Origin of the sequence: Streptomyces virginiae, from assembly GCF_040638905.1 — a bacterium.
Lineage (GTDB): Bacteria > Actinomycetota > Actinomycetes > Streptomycetales > Streptomycetaceae > Streptomyces > Streptomyces virginiae_B.
In genome coordinates this window covers 557477-581331 of the sequence record NZ_JBEZYV010000001.1, presented here as the reverse complement: position 1 = coordinate 581331, position 23855 = coordinate 557477, and the positions used below count along the sequence as shown (strand labels likewise).

Annotated in this window: 23 protein-coding genes; 16 read left to right on the top strand and 7 right to left on the bottom strand. The window is 73.3% G+C overall.

Annotated features, from left to right (window positions below; all coding sequences use genetic code 11):
- Position 1 precedes the first annotated feature (1 nt).
- On the top strand, positions 2 to 1342 hold the full coding sequence (locus AB0F82_RS02760; RefSeq protein WP_362623081.1) for a phosphatase PAP2 family protein: 1341 nt from the start codon (positions 2 to 4) through the stop codon (positions 1340 to 1342).
- A 78-nt stretch (positions 1343 to 1420) separates the two neighbouring features.
- Here the strand turns inward: AB0F82_RS02760 and AB0F82_RS02755 are convergent, their stop codons facing one another.
- Both AB0F82_RS02755 and AB0F82_RS02750 read right to left on the bottom strand, forming a co-directional pair.
- Positions 1421 to 2953 (bottom strand): amino acid permease, encoded by a 1533-nt coding sequence (locus AB0F82_RS02755; RefSeq protein WP_362623078.1) that lies wholly within the window; start codon positions 2951 to 2953, stop codon positions 1421 to 1423.
- Between the two features lie 101 nt (positions 2954 to 3054).
- Positions 3055 to 4035, bottom strand: a complete 981-nt coding sequence (locus AB0F82_RS02750; RefSeq protein WP_356809833.1) for a hypothetical protein — start codon at positions 4033 to 4035, stop codon at positions 3055 to 3057.
- Positions 4036 to 4325: 290 nt separating this feature from the next.
- Here AB0F82_RS02750 and AB0F82_RS02745 point away from each other — a divergent pair, with 290 nt between their 5' ends.
- The 13 genes from AB0F82_RS02745 (at position 4326) to AB0F82_RS02685 (ending at position 17737) form a co-directional block, all read left to right on the top strand.
- Complete coding sequence (locus tag AB0F82_RS02745; RefSeq protein WP_362623075.1) at positions 4326 to 5762, top strand: FGGY family carbohydrate kinase; 1437 nt, start codon at positions 4326 to 4328, stop codon at positions 5760 to 5762.
- On the top strand, positions 5759 to 7162 hold the full coding sequence (locus AB0F82_RS02740) for an FAD-dependent oxidoreductase (RefSeq protein ID WP_362623073.1): 1404 nt from the start codon (positions 5759 to 5761) through the stop codon (positions 7160 to 7162). Before AB0F82_RS02745 ends, AB0F82_RS02740 begins: the two co-directional genes overlap by 4 nt.
- A complete protein-coding gene (locus tag AB0F82_RS02735; protein WP_362623071.1) occupies positions 7159 to 8370 on the top strand; it encodes an FAD-dependent oxidoreductase in 1212 nt (403 codons plus the stop codon). Before AB0F82_RS02740 ends, AB0F82_RS02735 begins: the two co-directional genes overlap by 4 nt.
- 149 nt (positions 8371 to 8519) lie before the next feature.
- Positions 8520 to 9206, top strand: a complete 687-nt coding sequence (locus AB0F82_RS02730) for a HemK2/MTQ2 family protein methyltransferase (protein ID WP_362623069.1) — start codon at positions 8520 to 8522, stop codon at positions 9204 to 9206.
- A gap of 31 nt (positions 9207 to 9237) precedes the next feature.
- Positions 9238 to 9429 (top strand): CDGSH iron-sulfur domain-containing protein, encoded by a 192-nt coding sequence (locus AB0F82_RS02725; RefSeq protein WP_362623066.1) that lies wholly within the window; start codon positions 9238 to 9240, stop codon positions 9427 to 9429.
- A complete protein-coding gene (locus tag AB0F82_RS02720; RefSeq protein ID WP_362623064.1) occupies positions 9429 to 10529 on the top strand; it encodes an iron-containing redox enzyme family protein in 1101 nt (366 codons plus the stop codon). The genes AB0F82_RS02725 and AB0F82_RS02720 overlap by 1 nt, the downstream gene beginning before the upstream one ends.
- Before the next feature lie 96 nt (positions 10530 to 10625).
- Positions 10626 to 11114 (top strand): flavin reductase family protein, encoded by a 489-nt coding sequence (locus AB0F82_RS02715; RefSeq protein WP_362623063.1) that lies wholly within the window; start codon positions 10626 to 10628, stop codon positions 11112 to 11114.
- Positions 11115 to 11269: 155 nt separating this feature from the next.
- Complete coding sequence (locus tag AB0F82_RS02710; RefSeq protein ID WP_362623061.1) at positions 11270 to 11605, top strand: hypothetical protein; 336 nt, start codon at positions 11270 to 11272, stop codon at positions 11603 to 11605.
- 132 nt (positions 11606 to 11737) lie between these two features.
- Positions 11738 to 13912 (top strand): tetratricopeptide repeat protein, encoded by a 2175-nt coding sequence (locus AB0F82_RS02705; protein ID WP_362623059.1) that lies wholly within the window; start codon positions 11738 to 11740, stop codon positions 13910 to 13912.
- A 51-nt stretch (positions 13913 to 13963) separates the two neighbouring features.
- Positions 13964 to 14380, top strand: coding sequence for a DUF6153 family protein (locus AB0F82_RS02700; RefSeq protein ID WP_362623057.1), 417 nt, complete (start codon positions 13964 to 13966; stop codon positions 14378 to 14380).
- A 125-nt stretch (positions 14381 to 14505) separates the two neighbouring features.
- Positions 14506 to 15168, top strand: a complete 663-nt coding sequence (locus AB0F82_RS02695) for a DUF305 domain-containing protein (RefSeq protein WP_362623055.1) — start codon at positions 14506 to 14508, stop codon at positions 15166 to 15168.
- Positions 15169 to 15278: 110 nt separating this feature from the next.
- Positions 15279 to 16286 carry a saccharopine dehydrogenase family protein gene (locus AB0F82_RS02690; RefSeq protein ID WP_362623052.1) on the top strand — a complete coding sequence of 336 codons (1008 nt, stop codon included), beginning with the start codon at positions 15279 to 15281 and terminating at the stop codon, positions 16284 to 16286.
- A gap of 122 nt (positions 16287 to 16408) precedes the next feature.
- The gene (locus AB0F82_RS02685) at positions 16409 to 17737 is read left to right on the top strand and encodes a cytochrome P450 (RefSeq protein ID WP_362623049.1); all 1329 of its coding nucleotides are present in this window, start codon (positions 16409 to 16411) and stop codon (positions 17735 to 17737) included.
- A 13-nt stretch (positions 17738 to 17750) separates the two neighbouring features.
- Here the strand turns inward: AB0F82_RS02685 and AB0F82_RS02680 are convergent, their stop codons facing one another.
- Positions 17751 to 18788, bottom strand: a complete 1038-nt coding sequence (locus AB0F82_RS02680) for an AraC family transcriptional regulator (RefSeq protein WP_362623046.1) — start codon at positions 18786 to 18788, stop codon at positions 17751 to 17753.
- 479 nt (positions 18789 to 19267) lie between these two features.
- Between AB0F82_RS02680 and AB0F82_RS02675 the strand changes: the two genes are divergently transcribed.
- Positions 19268 to 20098, top strand: a complete 831-nt coding sequence (locus AB0F82_RS02675) for a hypothetical protein (RefSeq protein ID WP_362623043.1) — start codon at positions 19268 to 19270, stop codon at positions 20096 to 20098.
- 79 nt (positions 20099 to 20177) lie between these two features.
- On the opposite strand, the gene AB0F82_RS02670 is transcribed toward AB0F82_RS02675, so the two are convergent.
- From AB0F82_RS02670 to AB0F82_RS02660, 3 genes are all read right to left on the bottom strand, one after another.
- The gene (locus tag AB0F82_RS02670) at positions 20178 to 20369 is read right to left on the bottom strand and encodes a transposase (protein WP_362623040.1); all 192 of its coding nucleotides are present in this window, start codon (positions 20367 to 20369) and stop codon (positions 20178 to 20180) included.
- Positions 20366 to 20707, bottom strand: a complete 342-nt coding sequence (locus tag AB0F82_RS02665) for a hypothetical protein (protein WP_362623037.1) — start codon at positions 20705 to 20707, stop codon at positions 20366 to 20368. Before AB0F82_RS02665 ends, AB0F82_RS02670 begins: the two co-directional genes overlap by 4 nt.
- A gap of 383 nt (positions 20708 to 21090) precedes the next feature.
- Positions 21091 to 21852: a gamma-glutamyl-gamma-aminobutyrate hydrolase family protein gene (locus AB0F82_RS02660; protein WP_362623034.1), complete on the bottom strand. Its 762-nt coding sequence runs from the start codon at positions 21850 to 21852 to the stop codon at positions 21091 to 21093.
- Between the two features lie 277 nt (positions 21853 to 22129).
- Between AB0F82_RS02660 and AB0F82_RS02655 the strand changes: the two genes are divergently transcribed.
- The gene (locus AB0F82_RS02655; protein WP_356809795.1) at positions 22130 to 23038 is read left to right on the top strand and encodes a LysR family transcriptional regulator; all 909 of its coding nucleotides are present in this window, start codon (positions 22130 to 22132) and stop codon (positions 23036 to 23038) included.
- 310 nt (positions 23039 to 23348) lie between these two features.
- Here AB0F82_RS02655 and AB0F82_RS02650 read toward each other — a convergent pair whose 3' ends face one another.
- Positions 23349 to 23846: a nuclear transport factor 2 family protein gene (locus AB0F82_RS02650; RefSeq protein WP_362623430.1), complete on the bottom strand. Its 498-nt coding sequence runs from the start codon at positions 23844 to 23846 to the stop codon at positions 23349 to 23351.
- Positions 23847 to 23855: the final 9 nt, after the last annotated feature.

The following is a 23855-nucleotide window of genomic DNA, read 5'->3' as shown; positions in this document are numbered from 1 at the left end:
AGTGTTTTCGCGAAAGGGCGGCGGAGCCGAGTCCGCCGCGTGGCGTCGGCCACGCGTCGTGCTGTGGGCCGCGGCGGGCGCGGTGGGCCTCGGATTCCTCATCGCGCTGGAGATCGCCGCGCGCGGCTACGGCGTGCGGGGGCCGATCACCGACCAGGCGCGCGAGGTGGTGTTCGCCCCCAAGTCGGGGACGGTGCTGTACGCCAGCATGGCCTTGATGCTGGTGGTGCTGACCTGGCGCCAGCGCCTCATCGCGATCGGCGCCGCGGTCGGCATCGACCTCGTCTTCTGGCTCGTGCGGTGGACGGTCGGCGCCGAGATGATGTACGGCAACGGCGCCCTGCTCGTCACCCTGGGCTGCGCCGTCATCGCGCTCACGCGCCGCACCGGACGTGAACGGATCCTGCTGCTCCAGGGCGTGGGCCTGGCCCTGCTGCTCGTGACAGGCCGCAAGACCGGCTACACCTGGCTGCTGATCACGTCCAAGACCCGCCCGACGGTGCTCGACCAGTACGTGGCGACCGCCGACCAGGCGCTGGGCAACCCGTCATGGGTGGCGGGCCGGATCGTCGAGGCCACCGGGGCCGCCGGCTTCCGCGTCCTCGAATTCGTCTACATCCAGCTCGCGGTGATGGCGGTCCTCGTCGCGCTGTACCAGCTGCGCAACGTGGCGGTCGAGCGCCGCTTCCCGCGCCACCACCTGGTGCGCACCTTCCTGGCCATCGGACTGCTCGGGCCGGGCATCTACATGGTCTTCCCGGTGGTCGGGCCGATCTTCGCGTACGGCGCCGACGGCGGGCAGTGGGCGCTGGCCGAGCTGTGGCCGAACACGCCGCCGCCCGTAGCCGTTCCGCAGCCGATGCCCTTCGACGAGTTCACCCCGCGCAATTGCATGCCCAGCCTGCACACGGCATGGGCGACCGCGATCTTCATACATTCCCGCAAGGCCCCGCGGGCCCTGCGATGGGCGGGCACGTTCTGGCTGATCGCGACGCTCGGCGCGACGCTGGGATTCGGTTACCACTACGGCGCGGACATCGTCGCCGGCGTGGTCTTCACCCTGACCATCGACATCGCGCTGCGCACCCTCGACCACGGCTGGGACCGGAAGGGGATCCGCCTGGTCGCCCACGGCGCCGCGGTCTTCGTCGCGCTCCTGCTGTCGTACCGCTTCCTGTCCCTGGAAATGGCGGGACACCCGTGGGTGTCCGGGCCGCTGGTCGTCCTGTCGATGGTCTCGGTGATCTACGGCTACGTACGGATCACCAAGCGGTGGGAACGCCGGGCCGCGACGGTCTCCGTGCCGCAGCCGCGCCGCGAACCGCAGCCCGAACTGGTCTGAGGACGCCGCGCGTGCCCCGGTACGGCCGGGGCGCGCGCGGCAGGACGGACGTGCCCGGCGGGCGGGCCGGCCGGCGGGTCAGACGATGCCCTCGGCGATCTCGGCCTGCTCCCGGGCGTTGCCGTACGCCGACGGGGTCCCGTACGAGCGCCGGGCGGCGTACCACCAGGCGCTGGCCAGGACCAGGACCACGGCCAGGGCGATCACCGCGTAGTTCATCGAGTCGATGGTCACCGGCGACTTCTGCGGCAGGCAGAACAGCACGGTGACGACGGCCACCCACACGACGGCGATCCAGCCGATCGGCTTGCTCCAGCGGCCCAGGTTCCACGGGCCGGGCTGGAACCGGTTCCCGGCGCGCAGCCGCAAGTAGATCGGGATCGCGTAGGCCGGGGTGATGCCGATGACGTTGATGGCGGTCACGGCCCCGTAGGCGGTCGCGGAGTAGAGCGACGGGAGCGCCAGCACGGCCGCGACGGCGACCGAGAGCCACACGGCCGGGACCGGCGTCTGCGTACGGCTGCTCACCTTGCGCCACAGGGCGGAGCCGGGCAGGGCGTTGTCGCGGCTGAAGGCGAAGACCATCCGGCTCGCGGCGGCGACCTCGGCGTTCCCGCAGAAGAGCTGCGCGACGATGACGACGAGGAGCAGGGCGGTGGCGCCGCCGGAGCCCAGCGCGTCGATGAAGATCTGGGCCGGCGGTACACCGGTGGCGGTTCCCTGCACGGCCGCGTAGTCCTGGATGGCGAAGGTCAGGCCCGCGAGCAGCGCGAAGCCGGCGACCCAGGAGACCCAGATGGCCCGGACGATGCCCCGGGCGGCGGAGACGGAGGCGTTGGAGGTCTCCTCCGAGAGGTGCGCGGAGGCGTCGTAGCCGGAAAAGGTGTACTGGGCGAGCAGCAGGCCGACCGCCGCCACGTAGAACGGGTTGGCCCAGCCGGTGTCGTTGACGAACTCGGTGAAGACGAACGACGGCGACTGGTGCTGGTCGGGTATGAAGGCCAGGGCGCCCACGATCAGGGCGACGCCGCCCAGGTGCCACCAGACGCTGACGGAGTTGAGCACGCTGACGAGGCGGACGCCGAAGAGGTTGAGCGCGGCGTGCAGCAGCAGGATGCACAGGAAGATCACGAACGTCAGGCCCGGGGTGGGCACGACGCCGTACTGGAGGTTGAGGAAGGCGCCGGTGAAGAGCGCGGCGCCGTAGTCGATGCCGGCGATGGCGCCCAGCAGGCCGAGCAGGTTCAGCCAGCCCGTGTACCAGCCCCAGCGGCGCCCGCCGAGTCGGTCGGCCATGTAGTAGAGCGCTCCCGAGGTGGGGTACGCGCTGGTCACCTCGGCCAGGGCGAGACCCACGCAGAGCACGAACAGGCCGACGCCGGCCCAGCCCCACAGCATCACGGCCGGACCCCCCGTGCCCAGGCCGAAACCGTAGAGGGTCATGCAGCCGGACAGGACGGATATGACCGAGAAGCTGATGGCGAAGTTGCCGAAGCCGCCCATCCGGCGGGCGAGGACCGGCTGGTAGCCGAGTTCCCTGAGCCGTTCCTCCTCGTCCTGCCGGGGCGGGGCCTTGCTGTCCGGGCGGACGGTCGGCGCGGTTCGGGACATGGGGGAGTACCTCCGGGGGTCGTGGGGAACGGGGACGGTGAGCGGGGGTGGCGTGCTGGAGTGGCCTGCGGGAGTGGCGAGCGGGGCCGGGACTGCGGAAGTCAGTCCCGGACCGCCAGGCTGCGGGCCCTGGCCCGCAGGAAGACCTCCATGGCCAGTTCCTGGTCGGCCGGGTCGCGGGTCCGGTAGGCCCACGGCAGGGTGGTCCAGTACCGGTCGATCGCGTCGAAGACCTGAACCGCCTCGCCGAAGCGGTGGGCTCCCCACAGCGCGTGGGCGAGGTGGTTGAGGTCGAGCTGGGAGGCGCGGCGCAGGTCGCTGTAGCGGAACCAGGTGTCCAGGGCGTGGCCGGCGTCGCGCACGGCGTCCTCGGCGACCCAGTGGAGGTCGAGCGCCTTCTCCTGGCCGCGCTCGCGGCGGTACCGCTCGACGCTCAGATAGAGCGGCAGGAGGTGGACGGCCGACTCGGGCGGGGCCGAAGCGGACGCCCAGTGGACGAAGTTGGCGGCCTCGGTCAGCGGTCCGGGCGTACCCGCGCACACGAACTGGAGCATCCGGTGGTACGCCTCGCGGTTGTGCGGGTCGCGCTTGTCGACCTGGGCGAGGATGCCCCAGGGGCCGCGGGGCAGCATCAGGGCGGGCGGCTGCTGACGGTGCTCGTCCATCGCACGGTGCTCGTCGAGCAGGGCCAGCGCGAGCAGGCAGACCCACGGCACGGGGTCGGCGGGGCTCAGCTCGGCGGCGTCCCGGCAGGCGGCCCACGCCTCCTGCCACAGCTCGTGCGTGCGGGGGTGGCGCGCGCGGTGGGCGCGGACGGCGCGTTCGACGACGACACGGGTGTGCATGACGGACGCGGCGACGCTGCGCGGTTCCTCGGAGCGCCACGCCTGGACCACGTCCGATCCGGCGGCGACCGCGGCGAGCACCTGGGTGCGCTGGGTCCACAGCCCCCAGCCGTCCGTCCGGTCCAATAAGTGCGCCATCGCCAGCCACCGGCCGGTGCGCAGGTCCTGCACGGCCACACGCAGGTCGTTGTCGTGGCCGGCGGGGTGGTAGACGGGCCGGAAGTCGCTGCCCGCCATCACCTCGTCCCGGTCGACGGGTAGCCGGGACGGGCGCGTCTTGCGGTGGTCGTCGTCATCGGTCCTCGCATCGCATGGCCTTCGCGCCTGGTGATCGGCGATCACTATAGAGTGACTATGAGCGTTCGAGTCATGAAACTTTTTCGAATGCAATGATCAAGCCACATACAAGAGATGAATTCGCGTCAGCTGTGTCGCCGCCCGGGCGGAAGGATCTTGACGGGGCCGCGTCCGCTGGTGAAGGCTTCCGCGAGACGATCGCGCATGCCGACACCAGGGACGGAGTGGTGATGACGGGCCCGGTGCTCGCCGTGGACCAGGGCACCTCGGGAACCAAGGCCCTCGTCGTCTGTCCCGTACGGGGCGTCATGGGCTCCGCCTCCGCCCCCGTACGCCCCCGGTACCTGCCGGGCGGCCGCGTGGAGGTGGACCCCCGCGAGCTGCTGGCTTCGGTCGTCGACGCGGGACGCGCGGCCCTGGCCGCCGCCGGGGAACCGGTCGCCGCGGTGGGCCTGGCCAACCAGGGCGAGACCGTCCTCGCCTGGGACCCGGCGAACGGCGAGCCGCTGACCGAAGCGATCGTCTGGCAGGACCGCCGCGCCGAGCAGCTCTGCACCGAACTGGCGCCGCACGCGGCGTCGTTGCAGGAGCGGACAGGACTTCCCCTCGACCCGTATTTCGCCGCGCCGAAGATGGCCTGGATACGTCGCAACCTCACCCGGCGGGGCGTCGTGACGACCAGCGACGCATGGCTGGTGCACCGGCTCACCGGCGCCTTCGTCACCGACGCGGCGACCGCCGGCCGCACCCAGCTCCTCGACCTCGACACCGTCGACTGGTCGCCCGCAGCCCTGGACGCCTTCGGCCTCACCGGGGAACCGCTGCCGGAAGTCGTCGGCGCGGACACCCGCGTCGGCACCACCACCGCGTTCGGGCCCCCGCTGCCGCTGACCGGGCTGCTCGTCGACCAGCAGGCCGCACTGCTCGCCCAGCGCGTCACCGAACCCGGAACCGCCAAATGCACCTACGGCACCGGGGCGTTCCTCCTCGCGCAGACAGGCCCGCGCCCCCGCCGCAGCACCACCGGGCTCGTCGGCTGCGTCGCCTGGCAGCTCCGCGGCGAGACCAGCTACTGCCTGGACGGCCAGGTCTACACGGCCGCGTCCGCCGTCCGCTGGCTCACCGACCTCGGCGTGATCTCCGGCGCCCAGGACATCGACACCGTGGGCGCGACCGTGCCCGACGCCGGCGGCGTCACCTTCGTCCCCGCGCTCGCCGGCCTCGCCGCCCCCTGGTGGCGCGGCGACCTGCGCGGCTCGGTCACCGGCCTCGGCCTCGACACGACCGCCGGCCACCTCGTGCACGCCCTGTGCGACGGCATAGCCGCACAGGTGGCCGAGCTCGCCGACGCCGTCGCCACCGACCTGGGCGCGCCCCTGTCCACCCTCCGCGTCGACGGCGGACTCACCCGGTCCGCCCTGCTCATGCAGGCGCAGGCCGACCTGCTGCAGATCCCCGTCGAGGTGTCCGCTCTGCCGGACGCCACCGCGCTCGGCGTGGGCGCCGTCGCCCGGCTCGGCCTCGACCCCTCCCTCCGCGTGCACGACGCCGTCCCGGAGTGGAAGCCGTCCGCCGTCTATGAACCGAAGGCCGGCGCCGGGCACGCCGCCGAACGCCGCGCACGGTTCCGCACGGCGGTGGCCGCCCTGCTCGGCGGCCCGGCATGACCGTCACCCGGCACGGCCCGCTGCCCGGCGGCGGAGACCCGTACGACGTGACGGTCGTCGGCGCCGGCGTGGTGGGCTCGGCCATCGCCCGCGAACTGGCCCGGCTGCCCCTGCGCACCGCCCTGATCGACGCGTCCGACGATGTCGGCAACGGCACCTCCAAGGCCAACACCGCCATCCTGCACACCGGTTTCGACGCCGTGCCCGGTTCCCTGGAATCCCGGCTCGTCCGGGAGGGACAGCGCATGCTGGCCTCCTACGCCGCCGACAGCGGCATCCCGGTCGAGCCGGTCGGGGCCCTGCTCGTGGCCTGGACCGAGGAGCAGCTCGCGGCCCTGCCGGGACTCGCCGACAAGGCGGTGCGCAACGGCTACCGCTCGGCCCGGATCCTCCCGGCCCCCGAGGTGCGCGCCCGTGAACCGGAGCTCGGCCCCGGTGTGCTGGGAGCCCTCCACGTACCGGACGAGTCCCTCATCTGTCCCTGGACGACCACCCTCGCCCACGCGACGCAGGCCGTGCGCGCCGGCGTCCACCTGCACCTCAACTGCCGGGTGCGATCGGTCACTCCGGGTGAACCGCACACCCTCACCACCAACCGGGGCCCGTTGCGCACCCGCCACCTGGTCAACGCGGCGGGCCTGTACGCCGACGAGATCGACCGGTTCCTCGGGCACGCCGACTTCACCGTCACACCCCGCCGCGGCCAGCTCATCGTCTTCGACGAACTCGCCTGCGGCCTCGTACGCCACATCCTGCTGCCGGTGCCGGACGCCCGCGGCAAGGGCGTGCTGGTCACACCGACCGTCTACGGGAACGTCATGCTCGGGCCCACCGCCGAGGACCTGGACGACAAGACGGACACCGGCTCGACCGCCGAAGGACTCGCGCTGCTGCGGGAGAAGGGCCGGCGGATCCTGCCGGCGCTCCTCGACGAGGAGGTCACCGCCGTCTACGCGGGGCTGCGCGCGGCCACCGGCCAGGAGGACTACGCCATCCGCCCGCATCCCGACCAGCGGTACGTGAGCGTCGGCGGCATCCGGTCCACCGGCCTGAGCGCCTCGATGGCGATCGCCGCACACGTCGTCGAGCTGCTCGCCGAAGGCGGCCTGCCCCTCACCGGCGCCCGCGAGCCGGAGCCGGTGCGGATGCCGAACCTCGGCGAGGCGTTCCCCCGCCCGTACCGCGACGCCGCGATGATCGCGGCGGACCCGGAGTACGGCCGGATCGTCTGCCACTGCGAGCGCGTGACCCGCGGCGAGATCCGCGACGCGCTCGCCGCGACCGTACCGCCCGGCTCGCCCGACGGCCTGCGGCGGCGCACCCGCGCCCGGGGCGGCCGCTGCCAGGGCTTCCACTGCGGGGCCGCCGTCCGCGCCCTGTTCGAGGAGGCCCGCCGGTGAACCGTACGGACGCGCGGGGCGACGTACGGGTCGACGTACTGGTCGTCGGCGCCGGCCCCGCCGGACTGGCCGCGGCCACCCGGCTGGCGCAAGCGGGCGCCGGCCGGGTCGAGGTCCTGGAACGCGAGCAGCACGCGGGCGGCATGCCGCGCCACCTCCACCACGGCGGCTTCGGCAGGCCACCGCGCCCCTGGCTGGACGGGCCCCGGTACGCGCAGCGGTCGGTACGGGCGGCCGTCGCCGCCGGTGCCGCGGTCCGCACCGGCGTCACCGCCACCGGGTGGGCCGGCCCGCTCTCCCTGGAGACGACGAGCCCGACGGGCCTGGAGAGGATCACGGCCCGGGCCGTCGTCCTCGCCACCGGCGCCCGCGAACGCCCCCGCAGCGCCCGGCTCGTCCCCGGCTCCCGCCCGCAGGGCGTGCTGACCACCGGGGAACTGCTCCGCTCGGTCCACGAGCACGCACTGCCCGTCGGCCGCCGGGCCGTGGTGGTGGGCGCCGAGCCCGTGGCCCGCCACGCGGCCGCCGTGCTGCGCGGGGCGGGCACGGACGTGGTGGCGATGGTCACGCAAGCCCCGCGCGCCGCCGCCGTGCCGGGAGTCCCGCTGCTCACGCACACGACCGTCGGCGAACTGCGCGGCCGCGGCCGGCTGACCGGCCTGGCCATCCACCACCGCGACGGCCGCACGGGCCTGCTCACCTGCGACACCGTGGTCTTCACCGGCGACTGGATCCCCGACCACGAACTGGCCCGCCGCGGCGGTGTCCCCCTCGACCCCGGCACCCGCGGCCCCCGCGTGGACGCCTCCTTCCGCACGGCGGCGCCCGGCGTCTTCGCCGTCGGCAACGCCCTCCGCGGCATCGAAAGCGCGGCCGCCGCGGCCGAGGAGGGAGCCGCCGCGGCGGCCCCCGTACTCGCCCACCTCGCGGGCGCCCCCTGGCCGCAGCCCGGCCCGCCGCTGGAGGTCCGGGCCCCGCTCCTGTGGGTGACCCCGAACCGGATCACGGACACCGCCGGGCGGCCGCTGCTGCTGCGCTCCGGGGAAACCGTCACCGCCCCCGTGGTCACCGCGACCCAGGACGGCCGGCCGCTGTGGCGCCGCCGCTTCCCCGGCCCGGCGACCCCGTCCCGTTCCCTGCTCCTTCCGCCGCACTGGACGGCCCGCGTCGACCGCACCGGCGGCCCGGTGGTGCTGGCCTTCGGCTGACCCGCACAGAGCCGACGGCGTCAGGTTCTGTCTGTTCCTCCGAAGGTCACCTCGACGGCGGATGGGCCGCTGAGCCGGGGGCAGGCGCTCACTGCCGTCACACGCCGCGATTCGGCCCCGCGGGCCGCACGAGAAACCGGAGGTACCAGGTGTCCAGTACGACCTTCACCCCGGGCGCGCTGCCTGCGGGTCTGATCGCCCTCCCGGGTGTGTACCGGCCACAGGCGGACACCCGGTTCCTCGCCGAGGCACTCGCCCACGAGGACCTGGGCCCCGGCCGGGACGTACTGGAGATCGGTACGGGCACCGGCGCACTCGCCCTGCACGCCGCGGACCGGGGCGCCCGGGTCACCGCGGTGGACGTCTCCTGGCCCGCCCTGCTCACGGCCCGCCTGAACGCGCTGCGCCGGCGACTGCCCCTGCGCCTCATGCACGGCGACTTCGCCGCCCGCACCGCCGGGCACCGCTTCGACCTGGTCATCGCGAACCCGCCGTACGTCCCCGCCCCCGGGAACGGGCTGCCCACGCGCGGGCCGGAGCGGGCCTGGGACGCGGGCCCCGACGGCCGCGCCGTCATCGACCGGATCTGCGCGAGGGCCCCGGCGCTGCTGCGGTCCGGCGGATCCCTGCTCATGGTGCACTCGGGGATGTGCGGACCCGAGGAGACCGTCGACCGGTTGTCCGGGGCGGGCCTGACCGCCGAGGTCACCGCGAGGACGGCAGTGCCGTGGGGCCCGGTCCTGCGGTCACGGCGGGCCTGGCTGGAGCGGCGGGCGCTGGCGGCCCCGCACGAGGAGTGGGAAGAGCTGGTGATCATCCGTGCCGTGTCCGCCTGACAGCGCCACGCCCCCCGCCCGGCGGGTGTCCGTGGACCCGCAGGGGCCCGTCCTGGTCGAGGGCCCGGTCGAGATCGCACTCGACGACGGGACCGTCGTCCGGTCCGACCGGTTCGTGGTCGCGGTGTGCACCTGCCGCCGCAGCCGCACCTACCCGTGGTGCGACACCAGCCACCGACCCCGCGAACGGGCCGCTTCGCCGAACGAGGAGGGGAACCCCTGATGACAGCAGGCAACCGGAACATGGCGACGGCGACGGGCACGCCGACGGCGACGGCGACGGCCACGGCGACGGCCACGGCCACGAAGCCGGCGCCCGCCGCCCCGGCCACCGGGCCCGGTCTGGTCGAGGCACGCGGCGAGCTGTCCTCCGCCGTGATCCGGGCCCTTCGGTCGGGCGGCCCACCGGCCTACGCCCCCGGATCCGTGCTGCGGGCCGACCCGTGGGGCGAGGACCTGCAACTCGCCCTCTACCTCCTCTACGAACTCCACTACGCGGGCTTCGACCGGGTCGACGACGAACGGGAATGGGACCCGGACCTGCTGCGGCTCCGGCAGGCCATGGAAGCCCGCTTCCTGCACGCCCTGCGCACCGAGCTCGCCGACGGGCCCCGGACGGTGCAGGACGCCTTCGCCCCGCTGCTCGTCGAGCCCGTGGACCTCTCCGGAAGCCTCAGCCACCAGCTGCAGACCGACGGCGAGCTGTGGCAGCTGCGCGAATACGCCGCCCTGCGCTCCCTCTACCACCTCAAGGAGGCCGACCCGCACGCCTGGGTCATCCCCCGGCTGACCGGCCGCGCCAAGGCCGCGATGGTCGCCATCGAGTACGACGAGTTCGGCGCCGGCCGAGCCGACCGCATCCACGCACGGCTCTTCGCCGATCTGATGGCCGACCTCCGGCTGGATCCCTCCTACGGCCGGTACCTGGACCAGGCGCCGGCCCCTCTGCTCGCCACCGTCAACCTGATGTCCCTCTTCGGCCTGCACCGGGCGCTGCGCGGCGCCCTCGTCGGCCACTTCGCATGCGTCGAGGTCACCTCCTCACCCGGCTCCCGCCGCCTCGCCCGCGCCATGCGGCGCTGCGGGGCGGGGCCCGCCGCCGAACGCTTCTACACCGAGCACGTGGAGGCCGACGCCGTCCACGAACAGGTCGTCCGCCGCGAGGTGATCGGCGGCCTGCTGGCCGACGAACCGGAACTGGAAGCCGACGTCGCCTTCGGCTGCGCGGCCACCGTCCTGGTGGAAGACCGGCTCGCCGACCACATCCGGCGGTCCTGGGACCGGGGCGGCAGCGCACTGCGCACCCCCCTGCCGGACCTGTGACGGACTGAGGGGACGGATGCCACAGCGACGGAGGATGCCACTGCGAGGGAGGATGTCACCGTGACGGAGGACGCCACTGCGAGGGAGGATCTCACCGTGACGGAGCTGGACGCCTTCACCGACGTGCTCGACCACCCGATGTACGTGGTCACGGCGGCGGACGGGGACCGGCGGGCCGGCTGCCTGGTGGGCTTCGCCTCGCAGTGCTCCATCGACCCGCCCCGCTTCATGGTGTGGCTCTCCAAGGCCAACCACACCTACACGGTCGCCCGGACGGCCTCCCACCTCGCGGTCCACGCCCTGCGCGACGACCAGAAGGACGTCGCCGAACTCTTCGGCGGCCGGACCGGGGACGACACCGACAAGTTCGCGCACCTCGCATGGCATCGGACGCCGCACGCCCCCGCGCCCGTCCTGGACGACGCCGGTGCCTGGTTCGTCGGCCGGATCGAAACGCGCGTCGACGGCGGAGACCACGTCGGATTCCTCCTCGAGCCCGTGGGCGCCGGCCGGCCGGGCCCCGAACGGCCGTCCCTGCTGCTCCTCGGCGACGTCGTGGACCTCACGCCCGGCCACCCGGCCTGACAGGCGCAAAGCCGCCGCCACGCCTCCGCGGATCCGCGCGGCCGGCGCCGTCGCACGCGCGGACGCACCGCCCTCCTTTTGCGGCCCCCACCGACCGCGCCGAGACTGAACCCGCGTGTGATCGGCCAACCGACGAACGGACGATGGGAGAAGACATGTCCGCATACGGGAACGGATTCGCCTGCACAGCCGGTGCAGAGGACTTCACCGCCACGGCCCACCGGGCCGGCAAGGGCGGGCGCCGGGTCACGGTGAAGGGCACGTGCGCGTGCCGGACCCCCGGCTACCGGCTCCAACTGGCCCTGGCGTCACCGCCGCTCGTGCCGGTCCCCGAGGAACTCCACCTGGAGCTGACCGAGGTCGCGCCCTCCGGGACCGTCGCCCAGGTCATCACGCCCACGGACGTCGAAGGCGAGTTCGAGATCACCGACGAGGTCGAACGGGTCCTCATCCGCAACCGGAACATCACCGTGCTGCTCAAGGAGGGATGAGTTTGAGCCGCCGGACCTGGGCCCTGCATCGCTGACATCCGGTCAGGCGGGGCGACCGCCTCGCCTCCCGGGGTACCGAATTCGCCCGCACGGGTGAAAATGGTGGCTGGGTGCGGACGTGTGGGGGGCGGCATGCCGGTGTTGCTCGTACGAGAGAACGGCCGGGCGCGCGGCTGGCCGGCCTACCTGGGGGCGGTCGGCCTGGGCGCGGCGGCGCTGGCCCTGGCCACGGTATGGACCAGCGGGGCGTGGGCCACGGGCATCGGCGCCGCCGTCACCACCTTCTCCGGGCTCGTCGCCGAGCGGCTGCAGCCGCAGCGCGGGGCGGCCGCAGGAGCGGACACCGCCCGGAACGGAGCCGACGCACTGCTGCGCACCGCCCAGGGCCGGATCCCCTCACTGCGGCAGGTGGACCGCCCCGAACTGGCCGGCGCCCACCACGCGGACGGGCACCCCGCCGACGGCAGCCGAACGCCGGGCGCGGCCCCCGCGTACATCCGTCGCGACGTCGAACCCCAGCTGCGCGAGGCCCTCGGCCGGGCCGGATTCGTCCTGCTGGTGGGGGAGTCCACCGCCGGCAAGTCCCGGCTCGCGCACGAAGTGGCCCGGGCGCTCTTCCCCCGGCACGCTTTCGTCCGCCCACTGGACAGGGCCGGGCTCCCGCAGGCGCTGCGCGTGGCCGGCGCCCGGCGGCGGTCCGTGCTGTGGCTGGACGACCTGGAGGAGTTCCTCGGCGCGGGCGGACTCACCACCGCCATGCTGGCCGCCCTGTCGACCCCGGTGCCGGGCCGCCGGGTGGTGCTGGCGACCATGCGCACACAGGAGTTCCGGCGCTTCGACGCCCCCGAGGAGAGCCGTCTGACGGGCTCCGACCGCGGCGCCTGGCGCACCCAGCGGGACGTGCTCCGGCAGGCGGAGGTGGTACGGCTGGCCCGGCACTGGTCGGCCGGGGAGCGCCGGCGGGCCGCCGCCCACGCGGAAGACCCGAGGATCGTCGCGGCACTGCGGGCCGGCGAGCGCTTCGGCATCGCGGAAGTCCTCGCGGCCGGACCCGAATTATTGGCGACCTGGCACAACGCCTGGACCCCCGGCGCCAATCCGCGCGGCGCGGCCGTGGTCGCGGCCGCCGTGGACTGCAGGCGGGCCGGCCTGCGCAGCCCGGTGAGCCGCGACCGGCTGCGCGAACTGCACCGGCCCTACCTGGTGGAGCGCGGCGGCGGCGACCTCCAGCCGGAACCCTTCGACGACGCGGTGAACTGGGCCTGCACCGCCGTCTACGCCACCAGCGGCCTGCTCATCGGCAACTACACCCAGGGGTACACGGCCTTCGACTACCTCCTCAACGCCCCTGGCCTGGCACCGGTCCCGGAGCACCTGTGGCAGTCCCTCGTCGCCAGGGTCACGGCCGCCGAGGCCTACGACATGGGCCTGCTGGCCCACCAGGAAGGACGGCCCAGGCGGGCCGCCGAAGCGCTCTCCCGGGCCCGGCTGGGCGCAGTCCCCGGCGCCGACTTCCTGCTCGCCATCACGGTCGGGGACGCCGGCCGGCCGCGCCGGGCCGCGGCCGACCTCGCCGGGATCACCCGGCGTCGCGAGGACCGGCTGGGCCCCGGCCACCCCGACACCCTCGCCGCCCGCCACCAGCTGGCCTTCTTCACCGGCGAAGCCGGCAACCCGCACGCCGCGGCCGGGCGGTTCGCCGCCCTGGCCGCGGACGCGGCGTCCGTCCTGGGAGCCGAGCACCCGGACACCCTCGCCGCCCGCCACGAACTGGCCTACTTCACCGGCGAGTCGGGCGCCCCGGCCGAGGCGGCCCGCCAGCTGGCCCGGCTGCTCGCCGACCGGCTGCGGCTACAGGGCCCGGACGATCCCCAGGTGCTGGCCACCCGGCGCAGCCTGATCTGGTACCGGGCCGGCGAACCCGCCCGCACCGAGGCCGACCTGGCCGAGCTGCTCGCAGACGCCGAACGCTGCCTCGGCCCCGACGACCCGCACACCCTCGCCGTCCGCAGCAGCCGCGCCGCCCTCGCGGCCCGGGCGGGCCGCACCGCCGAGGCAACGGTGGCCTGGGAGTCGCTGGTGGCCGACCGTACCCGGGTCATGGGCCCCGACCACCCGCACACGATCTACGCCCGGCTGGAATGGGCCCGCGCCCTGACCTCCTCGGCCCGCTCCGACGAGGCCCGCGCCCTGCTGACCCGGACCCTCGGCGACGCCCGGGCCCTGCTGGAGCCGGGCCACCGCCATCTGCGCCTGGCCCGGGAGCTGCTGGCCGGCCTCCCGCCGCCGGGCCGGCAGCCGGCATAGCGCGCGGCCCGCCTCGGGCACTCCGGCGCACGGGGACCGTACGATGATCCCGTGACCCACACCTGCCGGCCGACGAACCGACGCCCCTCGGCGCGCGGTGCCGCCCTGCTGGTGTTGGTGCTGGCGGTGCTGGCCGGGATCCTGGGCATGCACGCCCTGGGGCCGGACCCGGCACGTGCCGCCGTACCGCCGGGCGCCCACCATGCGACGGCCGTGGACCACGGCGCGCCCGCCGTCGAGCCGGCGGGCGCGGACTGCTCGCACCCCGACGGCGGATCGGGCCATTCCGGCCACGCGGACGCCACCTGCGCCGCCGCCGGTATCGCCTCGGCGTACACGCCCCCCGCGCTCGTCGAGGCGCTGACCGGCGTGCCCGCGGTGTCCCCGGCGGATGCCGTCGAGCCGCCGGCCGTGGCCGCCGCCCGGGCTCCGCCCGATCTGGCCGAACTACAGCTGCTGCGGATCTAGAGCCGCCCGCACGGCCCGTCCCCCCTGGCATCCGCCGGAGGCCGGCCGTGCCAGGTCGCGTCCCTCTCCATCCGTTCTACCCGCATGCCCGAGAACCGGGCCGCGGATCAAGGAGCAGCACCACCATGACCAGCAAGCGTTCCCTCGTCCGCCGCGCCGCCTTCCGCCGCGCCGCCGCCGTCGTCTCGGCAGGAGCTGCCGCCGTCGTGCTCGCCGCCTGCGGTGGCGGCGACGGTACGAGCGGCCACGACGGCCACGCCACCACGTCGCCCACGGCGTCCCCGTCGGCCCCCGCGTCGGCCCCGGCCCCGTCCGGCCAGGGTCAGCACAACGCGGCCGACGTCGCCTTCGCCAAGGGGATGATCCCCCACCACCGCCAGGCCGTGGAGATGGCCGACCTGGCCCCCTCCCGCGCCCGTTCGGCCGAGGTGAAGAAGCTCGCCGAGGACATCAGGAAGGCACAGGACCCCGAAATCAAGACCCTGTCCGGGTGGCTGACCTCCTGGGGTGAGCAGGTGCCCGCCGAGGGCGCCACGGACCACTCCGCACACGGCACGGCCGGGATGATGACTTCGGAGCAGATGGACAAGCTGAAGACCGCCTCGGGTACGGCGTTCGACACGGCCTTCATGGAGCTGATGGTCGAGCACCACGAAGGGGCGGTGGCGATGGCGAAGACGGAGCAGGCGCAGGGCGCCTTCCCCGGCGCCAAGGCGATGGCGGAGGCGATCGTCACCTCCCAGTCCGCCGAGATCGCCCAGATGAACAAGCTCCTGGGCCGGAGCTGACCCGTACAGCCGCCGGACCGGCCGGGGCGCACGACCGCCCCGGCCGGTCCGGCCCGTACGGCGCGGAACCGTTCTCCGAAACCGTTGCTTTCCTCGGGGGTAGGGCACAGATGAATGCGGACAGGATCCTGGTGGTCGGGGGCTACGGCGCTGTGGGGGTGACGGTGGCCGACACGCTCGACGGCTGGTTCCCCGGACGGGTCGTCGTCGCCGGGCGCGACGAGGCCAGAGCACGCGCGCTCGGTGGAGTACGCGCCGACGTGACCGACCCGGACGGGTTCCGGCGGACGCTGCAGGAGCTGGGGGACGTGGCGGCCGTCGTGCTGTGCGTGGAGCCGCCCGACAGCCGCGTCGCACGCGCCTGCCTGGAACGCGGCGTACACCTCGTCGACATCGGTGCCACCGGGCGGCTGCTCGAAGGGACCGCGGACCTGCACGACTTGGCGGCCGGGTCCGGGGCCACGGCCGTACTCAGCGTGGGCGTCGCCCCCGGTCTGACCAACCTCCTCGCCCGCCGGGCGCACGAGGCCGTCGGCGGGGCCGACCGCATCGACCTCACGGTCATGCTCGGCGCCGGTGAGCGGCACGGCGCCGACGCCGTGCGCTGGACGGTCGAGGGCCTGGCCGAACCACTGGCCGGAGCTCCGCTGCGGACCACGCTGCCCGGCCACGGCACGCGCACCGCGCACCCGTTCCCCTTCTCCGACCAGCACACGCTGCCCCGCACGCTCGGCGTGGAGCAGGTGACCACCCGGCTGTGCCTGGACTCCAAGCCGCTGACCTCCGCGCTGTTCGGCTTGCGGCCGGCCGCTCGCAGGCCCGCCGTGCGGCGGGCCCTGACCGCCTCCTTCAGCCGTGTCCACCTGGGAGGCGACGGCTTCGCCGTCCGCGCCGACGCCCGGCGCGGCGACCTCCACGCGGCCTGCGCCGTCACCGGCCGGGCGCAGAGCCGCTTCACCGCGCTGGTCGCGTCGTACGTCACCCGGGAACTGCTCGCCGGCTCCCCGGCCCCGGGGGTCCGCCACATCGAGCAACTGCCCGCGCTGGCGGGCCTCCCGGAGACCCTCGCCGCGCACGGCCTGGCCGTGTGGCGGCTCGGGGAGGCGCCCCCGGCCTGATCCGCCGGCCGGCCGCCCGATGGCCGGCCGGCGGGCTGTTGCCTGCCGCGTCCGCTCCCCTACAGTGCGTGATGCCGAAACCGGTCCGTGACGACGCACAGCCGCCGAACAGGAGCAGACCCGTGGCCACCCACGCCCGCCCCGGCCCCCTCCCGATCCCGTCCCCGGCCGGCCGCCCGGTCCCCGAGCTGGATCCCGCCCTCGTACAGGACTGGCAGGCCGGGGGAGGGGAGCTCATCGACCTGTTCGCCCGGGCCCGCGCACGGCTCGGCGGCATCGCCGCGTTCCGGCTCGGCCCCCGCCCGACCGTCCTGGTCACCGCTCCCGACGCCGTCCAGCACGTCCTCGCTCAGCGGCCCGACCTGTACGTGAAGCGCTCGCACCGCGCCCGGCTGCTGCTCGGCGACGGCGTCCTGTCCGCGACCGGCGACGCCTGGCAACGCCAACGGCGGCTGCTCCAGTCCCAGTTCACCGGCCGCGGGATGCGCCGCTACGAGCAGCGGATCTCCGGCGCCGCGCGGACCGCCGCGGCCCGCTGGGCGCAGTACGCCCGCAGCGGGCAGGTCTTCGACGTCGGCGAGGAGATGCGCCGCTTCGCGCTGGACACCATCTGGCGCTCCCTCACCGGACATCCCCTCGATCCCGATACGGAACGGGAACTCGCCGCCGTGCAGGCCGTCGTGGCCGCACTCCCCACTCTGCCCGCCGACGGCGCCACCGCCCAGGGCGCCGTGGCCGTCGAACTGGCCCGGATCGACGCCGTGTCGAGCCGCGCCGTCGAAGCCGCCCGCTCCGCCGGCGCGGGACCCCACGGCCCCGGTCTGCTGCAGGTCCTGCTGGACGCTGCCGGGACCTCCCCCGAGTACACCGACCGGCTGATCCGGGACGAGCTGGTCACCCTGCTGGTCGCCGGGCACGAGACCACCGCCGGCACCCTGACCTGGCTGTACCTCCTGCTCGACCGCCACCCGCACGCCCGCGGGCGGGCCCTCGCCGCCGGCGCGGAAGGCTCCCCCGAACGGAGCCGGGCGCTACAGGCCCTCGTCCACGAAACGCTGCGCTTCTACCCGTCCGCGTGGATCCTGCCCCGCCACGCGGCCGCGGACGACGTCCTCGCCGGGTACGCGGTCGAAGCAGGCACCGACGTCCTGGTCTGCCCGTACCTCACGCACCGGGACCCCGGGGTCTGGGAGGATCCCGGCCGGTTCGACCCGGACCGCTTCGTCACTCCCGGCCGGCGGCCCACCCGCCCGGGCGGCTACGCCCCGTTCGGCCTCGGCCCCAGGGCCTGCCTGGGCCTGCAGTTCGCCCTGCGGGAGTCGACCGTCCTCCTCGAACACCTGCTGCCCGCCCACGTCCCGCACTTCCGCTCGGTCCCGGCCAAGGCCGCCTACGGCCTCACCGTCCGCCCCGACGGCCCGACTCCCGCCACCCTCGCCGACGTTCCGTGACCCGGGGGGTGTCTCACCCTGCCCGGTCGGCCGGAACGGCCTTGCGGAGCTCGCCCGGGGTCTTCCCCGACCAGCGGAGCACCGCTCGGCGCAGCACCCGGACGTCGCTGTAGCCGACCCGGCCGGCAACCGCCGGGAGCGGCAGGTCCGTGCTGCGCAGCAGGTCCAGGGTGTGTTCGTGTCGTACGCTCTCGGTCTGCTCGCGCCATGTCGTGCCGTGCTCGGCGAGCCGCCGCTGGAGCGTACGGGGGCTCATCGCCAGACGGCAGGCCACGTTCTCCAGGCTCACGGTGCCGTCCCGGAACGCCGCGGTCAGAACGGCCCGGAAGCGGTCGAGCCAGCCGAGTACGGGCCGGGAAGCCGCCAGGACCAGCTCCGCGTGGTGCGCCAGGATCCGGTCCACCCCAGGCTGGGCCCTGGGCAACGGCGCTCGTACGTCGTCCTCCGTGAAGGAGATCGAGTTGTACGGCGCACCGAAGTGGATCCGGTCGGTGCCGAACAGCCGGGCCAGCTCCCGGGCCCGGCGGGGCGGCCGGTGGGTCACCGTGACCCGGGAGGGAACGATGTCGCGTCCGGTCGCCCACCTGGCCCGCGTCAGGAACAGCGAGAGGGCGAAGAGGTCGACCGCCTCGACCACGTCCGGTCCCCAACCGCCCGTCGCGTGGCGGACCGTGAAACGCCCCCTGCCCTCCTCGACGACCAGCTTCTCCGCAGCCGGATCGCCGATCACGGCGATGAGGTTCACGGCCTGTGTGAGCGACTCCCGCAGGGTGGACCCGCTGGTGATGAGGTAGTCCCAGAGTCCGAAGGTGCCGATCGGGGCCTCTTCGAGGATCAGTGGGCCGATGAGGGTGCCGGGTTCGCCCAGGACCAGGTTCTCCCACACGGTCAGGAGCGACGAGGTCGAGACCCTGGCCATGTCGTTGCCGAGCACGTCGGCGCCGAGGTCGGGCAGGCGGGCGAGCCCGCCCGTACGGGCGTCGGCCACGGCTGCGACGAGGGACCGCGTGAGGTGGGCCGAAACGGTGCCGTTGATCGCGGACGGATACATAGGAACAGGGAGGTTATCAGCCGCCTCGAACGGCCCTTCGGCGTGAACGCGTCGTGGCCCTTCCGAGCCGGCCGCGGCGGCCGGAAAACACGTGGACCGCCCCGGCGCCCTTACGGGACTGACCTCCGGCGCTACCGGCCGACGGCGGTCACGCGGCCGCACTGCCCGACGTGAAGGCACCCACGACGAGATCGCCATACGCGATCACCGGGGGCGCCCCCTTCTTGCCGAGGCCGCAGCGCGCATACCACACCACGGAGTTCGCCCCCTGTCCGGCTCAACTCCTGCGCTCACGGAGCGGAGGTGTCCGCCCACGGCGAGATCATCAGTACAGGGCCTGCCACGTATCCCTGCCGAAACCGGTCGCAGCCAGCAGCAGTTCAAGCACGGGTTCCCCCGTCCGGTCGGCAAAGCAGTTTGCTCCCTTGGCGTCCGATGACTTCTCATGATCTCGGAAGCCGTACGGGGAGGGTGGGATCATGAAATGGCGATGGAACAGGAAGCACCGAACGCAGAAGGGGTTCGGCGGAGCGGAGGCTCCGGAGAGCCGGGTACTGCGGCACTGGGGCCTTCAGGGCGTGGCGTGGTGGCCGTGGCTGCGCCGCTCGCCGGTGGCCGTCGACCTGCTCGCATGGTGGGGGCACGGGGAGGCCTACCGGGCCCTGGTCGGCGAGGATGCGTACCGGGAGCGGGGGCGCGAGCTGTTGTCCCGGGCGTCCCCCCGTGACTGTGCGGCGGCGGGCATGGGGTGCGAACGGCGCATCGACCGGGCGTGCCGCACTCCGGAGATCTGCGCTCTGGAGCCGGCCGCGCCGGCCCGTCGCGAGGGCCCGATGCCGGGAGCGTGCAGCGGTTTCTACGGGGACACCTGGCTGAGGGTGAGGTTCAGCCCTGACGACCGGCATCGTGCGGTGTCCTGTCGTGAGGACGAGAAGTGGGCATCTCGCTTGTGGGTGGACGGCGTCCAGGTGGAAGCGGAAGTGGCCCTGGACTTCGGGGGCTACTGGCTGGGGAACCGGTTCTACGTGGTGCAGGCCATGGGCCCGCACGACCATCCGATGCAGAGCTGGGGCCCGGGAGGGGGCGCGATCGCCTCGCTGCTGATCCACGATATCGATCGGGGCGCCTCTCACCTGCTCGTGCCGGAAGACACCGAGGCGTGGACCGATCCCCTCGTCGTCCTGACCGGGGACGAGTTGAGGGTCTACGCGGACCGGGCGGCCCATGACGCCGATGAACCCGGCCGTGTGCTCCGCCTCGGCGAGGCCGTCGTCGACGACGGCACGGAGCCCGGGACCGACGGCTACTGAAGGAGGGCAGCCGGAATACGCCGGAAAGGTGCCGTAGGGAAGCCGAGCCGGGTGGCCCCGGACTTGTTCCGCACCCGCTTCACGTCGTCTTCCAGCAGCGCCCCCTCTCCACCATGTTCAGCCACGACGCGCTGCTGGGTGTGAAGTGCAGGTGGAGCCGCGGGTGCGCCGGCAGCCAGTTCTTCCCGTCCGGTGTCGTGTGGGTGGCGTAGTTGTCGAGGATCAGATGGACCTGGAGGTCTGCGGGCACTTCCTTGTCGAGCTTGGTCACGAACTTCTCGACCTCGGCGGCCCGGTGGCGGCGGTGGAGTGATCCGATGACTTGCCGGTGGCGACTTCCAGGGTCGCGTAGAGGGTGGTGGTGCCGGCGCGGATGTAGTCCTGGCTGCGGCGTTCTGGAACCCTGGGCATCATCGGCAGGACCGGCTTGGACCGGTCCAGGGCCTGGATCTGCGACTTCTCGTCCAACAGAGGACCAGGGGCCTTCTCCGGCGGGTCGAGGCCGAGCGCGACGACGTCGCGGGCCTTGTCGATCAACAGCGGGGTCCCCTCAGACAGCTTGAACGTCTGTGACCGGTGCGGGGCCAGGGCGAACGCCGCCAGATCCATGGGACCGTCCACTGCGACATGCCCGTGGCCGCGGACATCGACCGGGTCGACCAGTGCGTCGCGTTCTTCGGCTCCTCTTCGAGCGTCTTGACGATCACCCGCTCGACATCCGCGTCCGTGATCTTCCGTGGGATACCCGATCCGCAGCCGCCGCGACACCTCCATGACCGAGTGCCCCTCTGCGCACTCCAGCACGATCCGCGACCGCTGAGAAGACAACGGCGGAATCTTCGGACCAGGACGACTCATACCCAACTCACGACACACCTCAGACCCAGGTCACTGGCGCAGGGCAGGCACGGACGCTGCCGGTGTGCTGGCAGCTGCCGCTCCGCTGCCGGATGTGGAGCTGAACTGGCGGTGGCGCGAGGGGTTGCAAGACGTTAAAGGGGAGCGCCACCGACCGGTGCTTGCCGCTCAGCCGACTCGTGCAACCCTGCCGTTGTACGCTTCCCAGCCGCCGACACCAGAGCCTGTATCACTGCTTGGTCGGCACTCATCTCGGGGTGCCACTGCACGCCCAGGGCGAAGTGGTGCCGGATGCTTTCGATGGCCTCCACTGTGCCGTCTTCGGCGTAGGCCGCGACCGCCAGGCCTGCGCCGAGGAGGTCGGCTGCCTGGTGATGGTGGGTGGCCACTTGCCTGGTTCCGGGCAGGAATGCGGCCAGACGGGTGCCCGGCACAGTGGTGATGGCATGCGGCGCGAAGAACCCGAGATGGGCGTTGTGGGCGTCGTGCCCGACCTTCTCGGGCAGGTGCTGGATCAACGTGCCGCCCGTGTGAACGTTCATCAGCTGCATGCCCCGGCAAATTCCGAGGACGGGAATGTCGCGGTCCAGACTGTTCTTGAGGAGTGCGCACTCCCACCGGTCGCGGGCCGGGACCGGAGTGCCCGCAAGCGGGTGGGGCTCGGCCCCGTAAAGGGCGGGATCCAGGTCCTCACCTCCGGCGAGGATGACGCCGTCCAAACGCGCGACGACGTCGGCCGCCGCGCCCGGCGCATCGGGCGGCAGCAGGACGGCCCGGCCTCCGGCAGCCTGAACGCATGTGGCGTACGCCGCGGGGAGCAGTGCGGCGGGCAGCTCCCACTCTCCCCATCGCGCGTCGGTGAGGTAAGTGGTGATTCCGACAAGTGGCTTGCGCACGCAGCGCCCCTTTCCCATGCATCAGTCAGATCACTGACCGTCCGCCTGAACTCCGGAGCCGGCGACAGCTGCGGGCAGCGCTGCGCGGTGGGGCGGCAGGGCTCCGTTGCACGGCACGGCACTGCGGGTGCACGGGCGCACCTCGCGGCGTGGGAAAGGGGACGGCCACGGCAGGGAGCGAGACGGATCACGCTTTGCCCGGTGGCAGAATCCTGCTGGCGTTCCTCCTTAAGCACAAGAAATGACATCTTCCCGTCAGGTAAGCCAGGCTTAACCCATGCAGATGCCAGACCCCCGCTTGCTCGCCACCTTGGAGTCCGTGGTGCGCCACGGCTCGTTCGCCGCCGCCGCCGGCGAACTCGGCTACAGCGCCCCCGCCGTCTCGCAGCAGATCGCCGAACTCGAACGCCGCGCAGGACTGCGAGTATTGGAGCGCCGTCCCGTGCGCCCCACGCCCGCCGGCCAGGTCCTCCTCGATGCCGAACAAGGGGTACGCTCCGCGCTGGCCGCAGCTGCCCTGGAACTCGACGCCCTGCGCGCCGGCACCTCCGGCCGGATCCGGCTCGGCGCTTTCGCCTCGGCCGCCACGAGTATCGTCCCGAAGGCTCTCGCGCAGTTGCAAACGTCGTACCCCGACGTCCGGGTCAGCCTCTCGCAGCTGGAGCCCGAGGCCGGCTACGGCCGGATCAAACGGGGAGACGCCGACCTTGCCCTGACTTATGACTACGACTTCATTCCCCAGCCGCCGCCGCGCACGCTGCGCCGGACCCTGGTTGCACGGGACCCCGTCGTGGCGGTGCTTCCCGCCGGCCACGAGCTGGCCAGCCGTAAGGTCATCGACTTGGCGAGCCTGGCCGGCGAGACGTGGGTCGCCGCGCCCGAGGCCGCGCTGCGGCTGGAGCTGCTTGCCCAGATGGCCAAGACATCAGGCTTCGAGGCCCGACTGGAGTACGAGGGCGACGACTTCAACACCATCCTGGGCTTCGTCGCCGCGGGCCTGTGTGTCGCGGTACTGCCCCGCCTGGCCCTGCCCCGCGGTGTGGCCAATGTTGTCGCGAGACCGCTGGCCAACCCGGAGCTGACACGGTTCATCTACACCGTACGCCTCGACACCCGCCACGCCCCCGAAGCACTGCTGGCGCTCGAACGCATGCTGACAGCGCAGGTCCGGGCAGTCATTGCCTGAGCCCCCGACCAGCCGTTCTGCGGTGCACTCACACATTCGATCATTTGTGGATGCATACATCGTGGCGCCCGTCGCCCAGGTCGAGTGCTGCCAAACAACCGCCCTCGGGAGGCTCCTGGGGTGCTGACCGCTGTCGTGTGGTGACGCGACACAGAAACCTCTTTCCGCATGAGAGCTGCCGTGATTCGACGTTGCGACATCGTGGCGCTGACTGATCACCGGTGTCGTGGCCGCGAACATGGCAGCCCGGCGTGCACGTCGCCCTCCGACATGCACGCCTCCGCGGTGGAGGAACACCGCCGACAGCCGATTACGCCGGTGGGCGGTCGAGCTGGACCGGTCGACGTGATCGATCAGGACTGGCCATGGGCATGAAGACCCGATCTCCGCCGGCCACGACCGAGTCGAGCCATGTGCCCGCCACGACGAGTACTCCCGCCGTGCCCGGCCGTCCGTGCCGGCTCGCAACCCGAGGCCCAAGCACGCGCAGGAAACGGGTGGCGGCTGTGAGCGGGCGCATCATGAGGGTGAGGCGTCGGATGCGGCCATCGTCGTCGAGCTCGAGATACTGGGTCTCCTCCAACCGCAGGCGACCGACGTGACCCGCGGCGCGCAGAACCGCGTGCTGCCCGTCCTGGAACTGCGCCTCGTAGCGGATGCCGGTGAACACTTCGAACACGCTCGTCAGGAGTTCCTCGAGCTCACGGTGCCCCCGAAACGTGAACCGGTCCGTCAGTGGCGAAACGAGCTCAACGTCCTCGGACATAGCGGCCACTGCCGCTCTCGCATCCCCCGCCTCGCAGGCCATTCGCCAAGC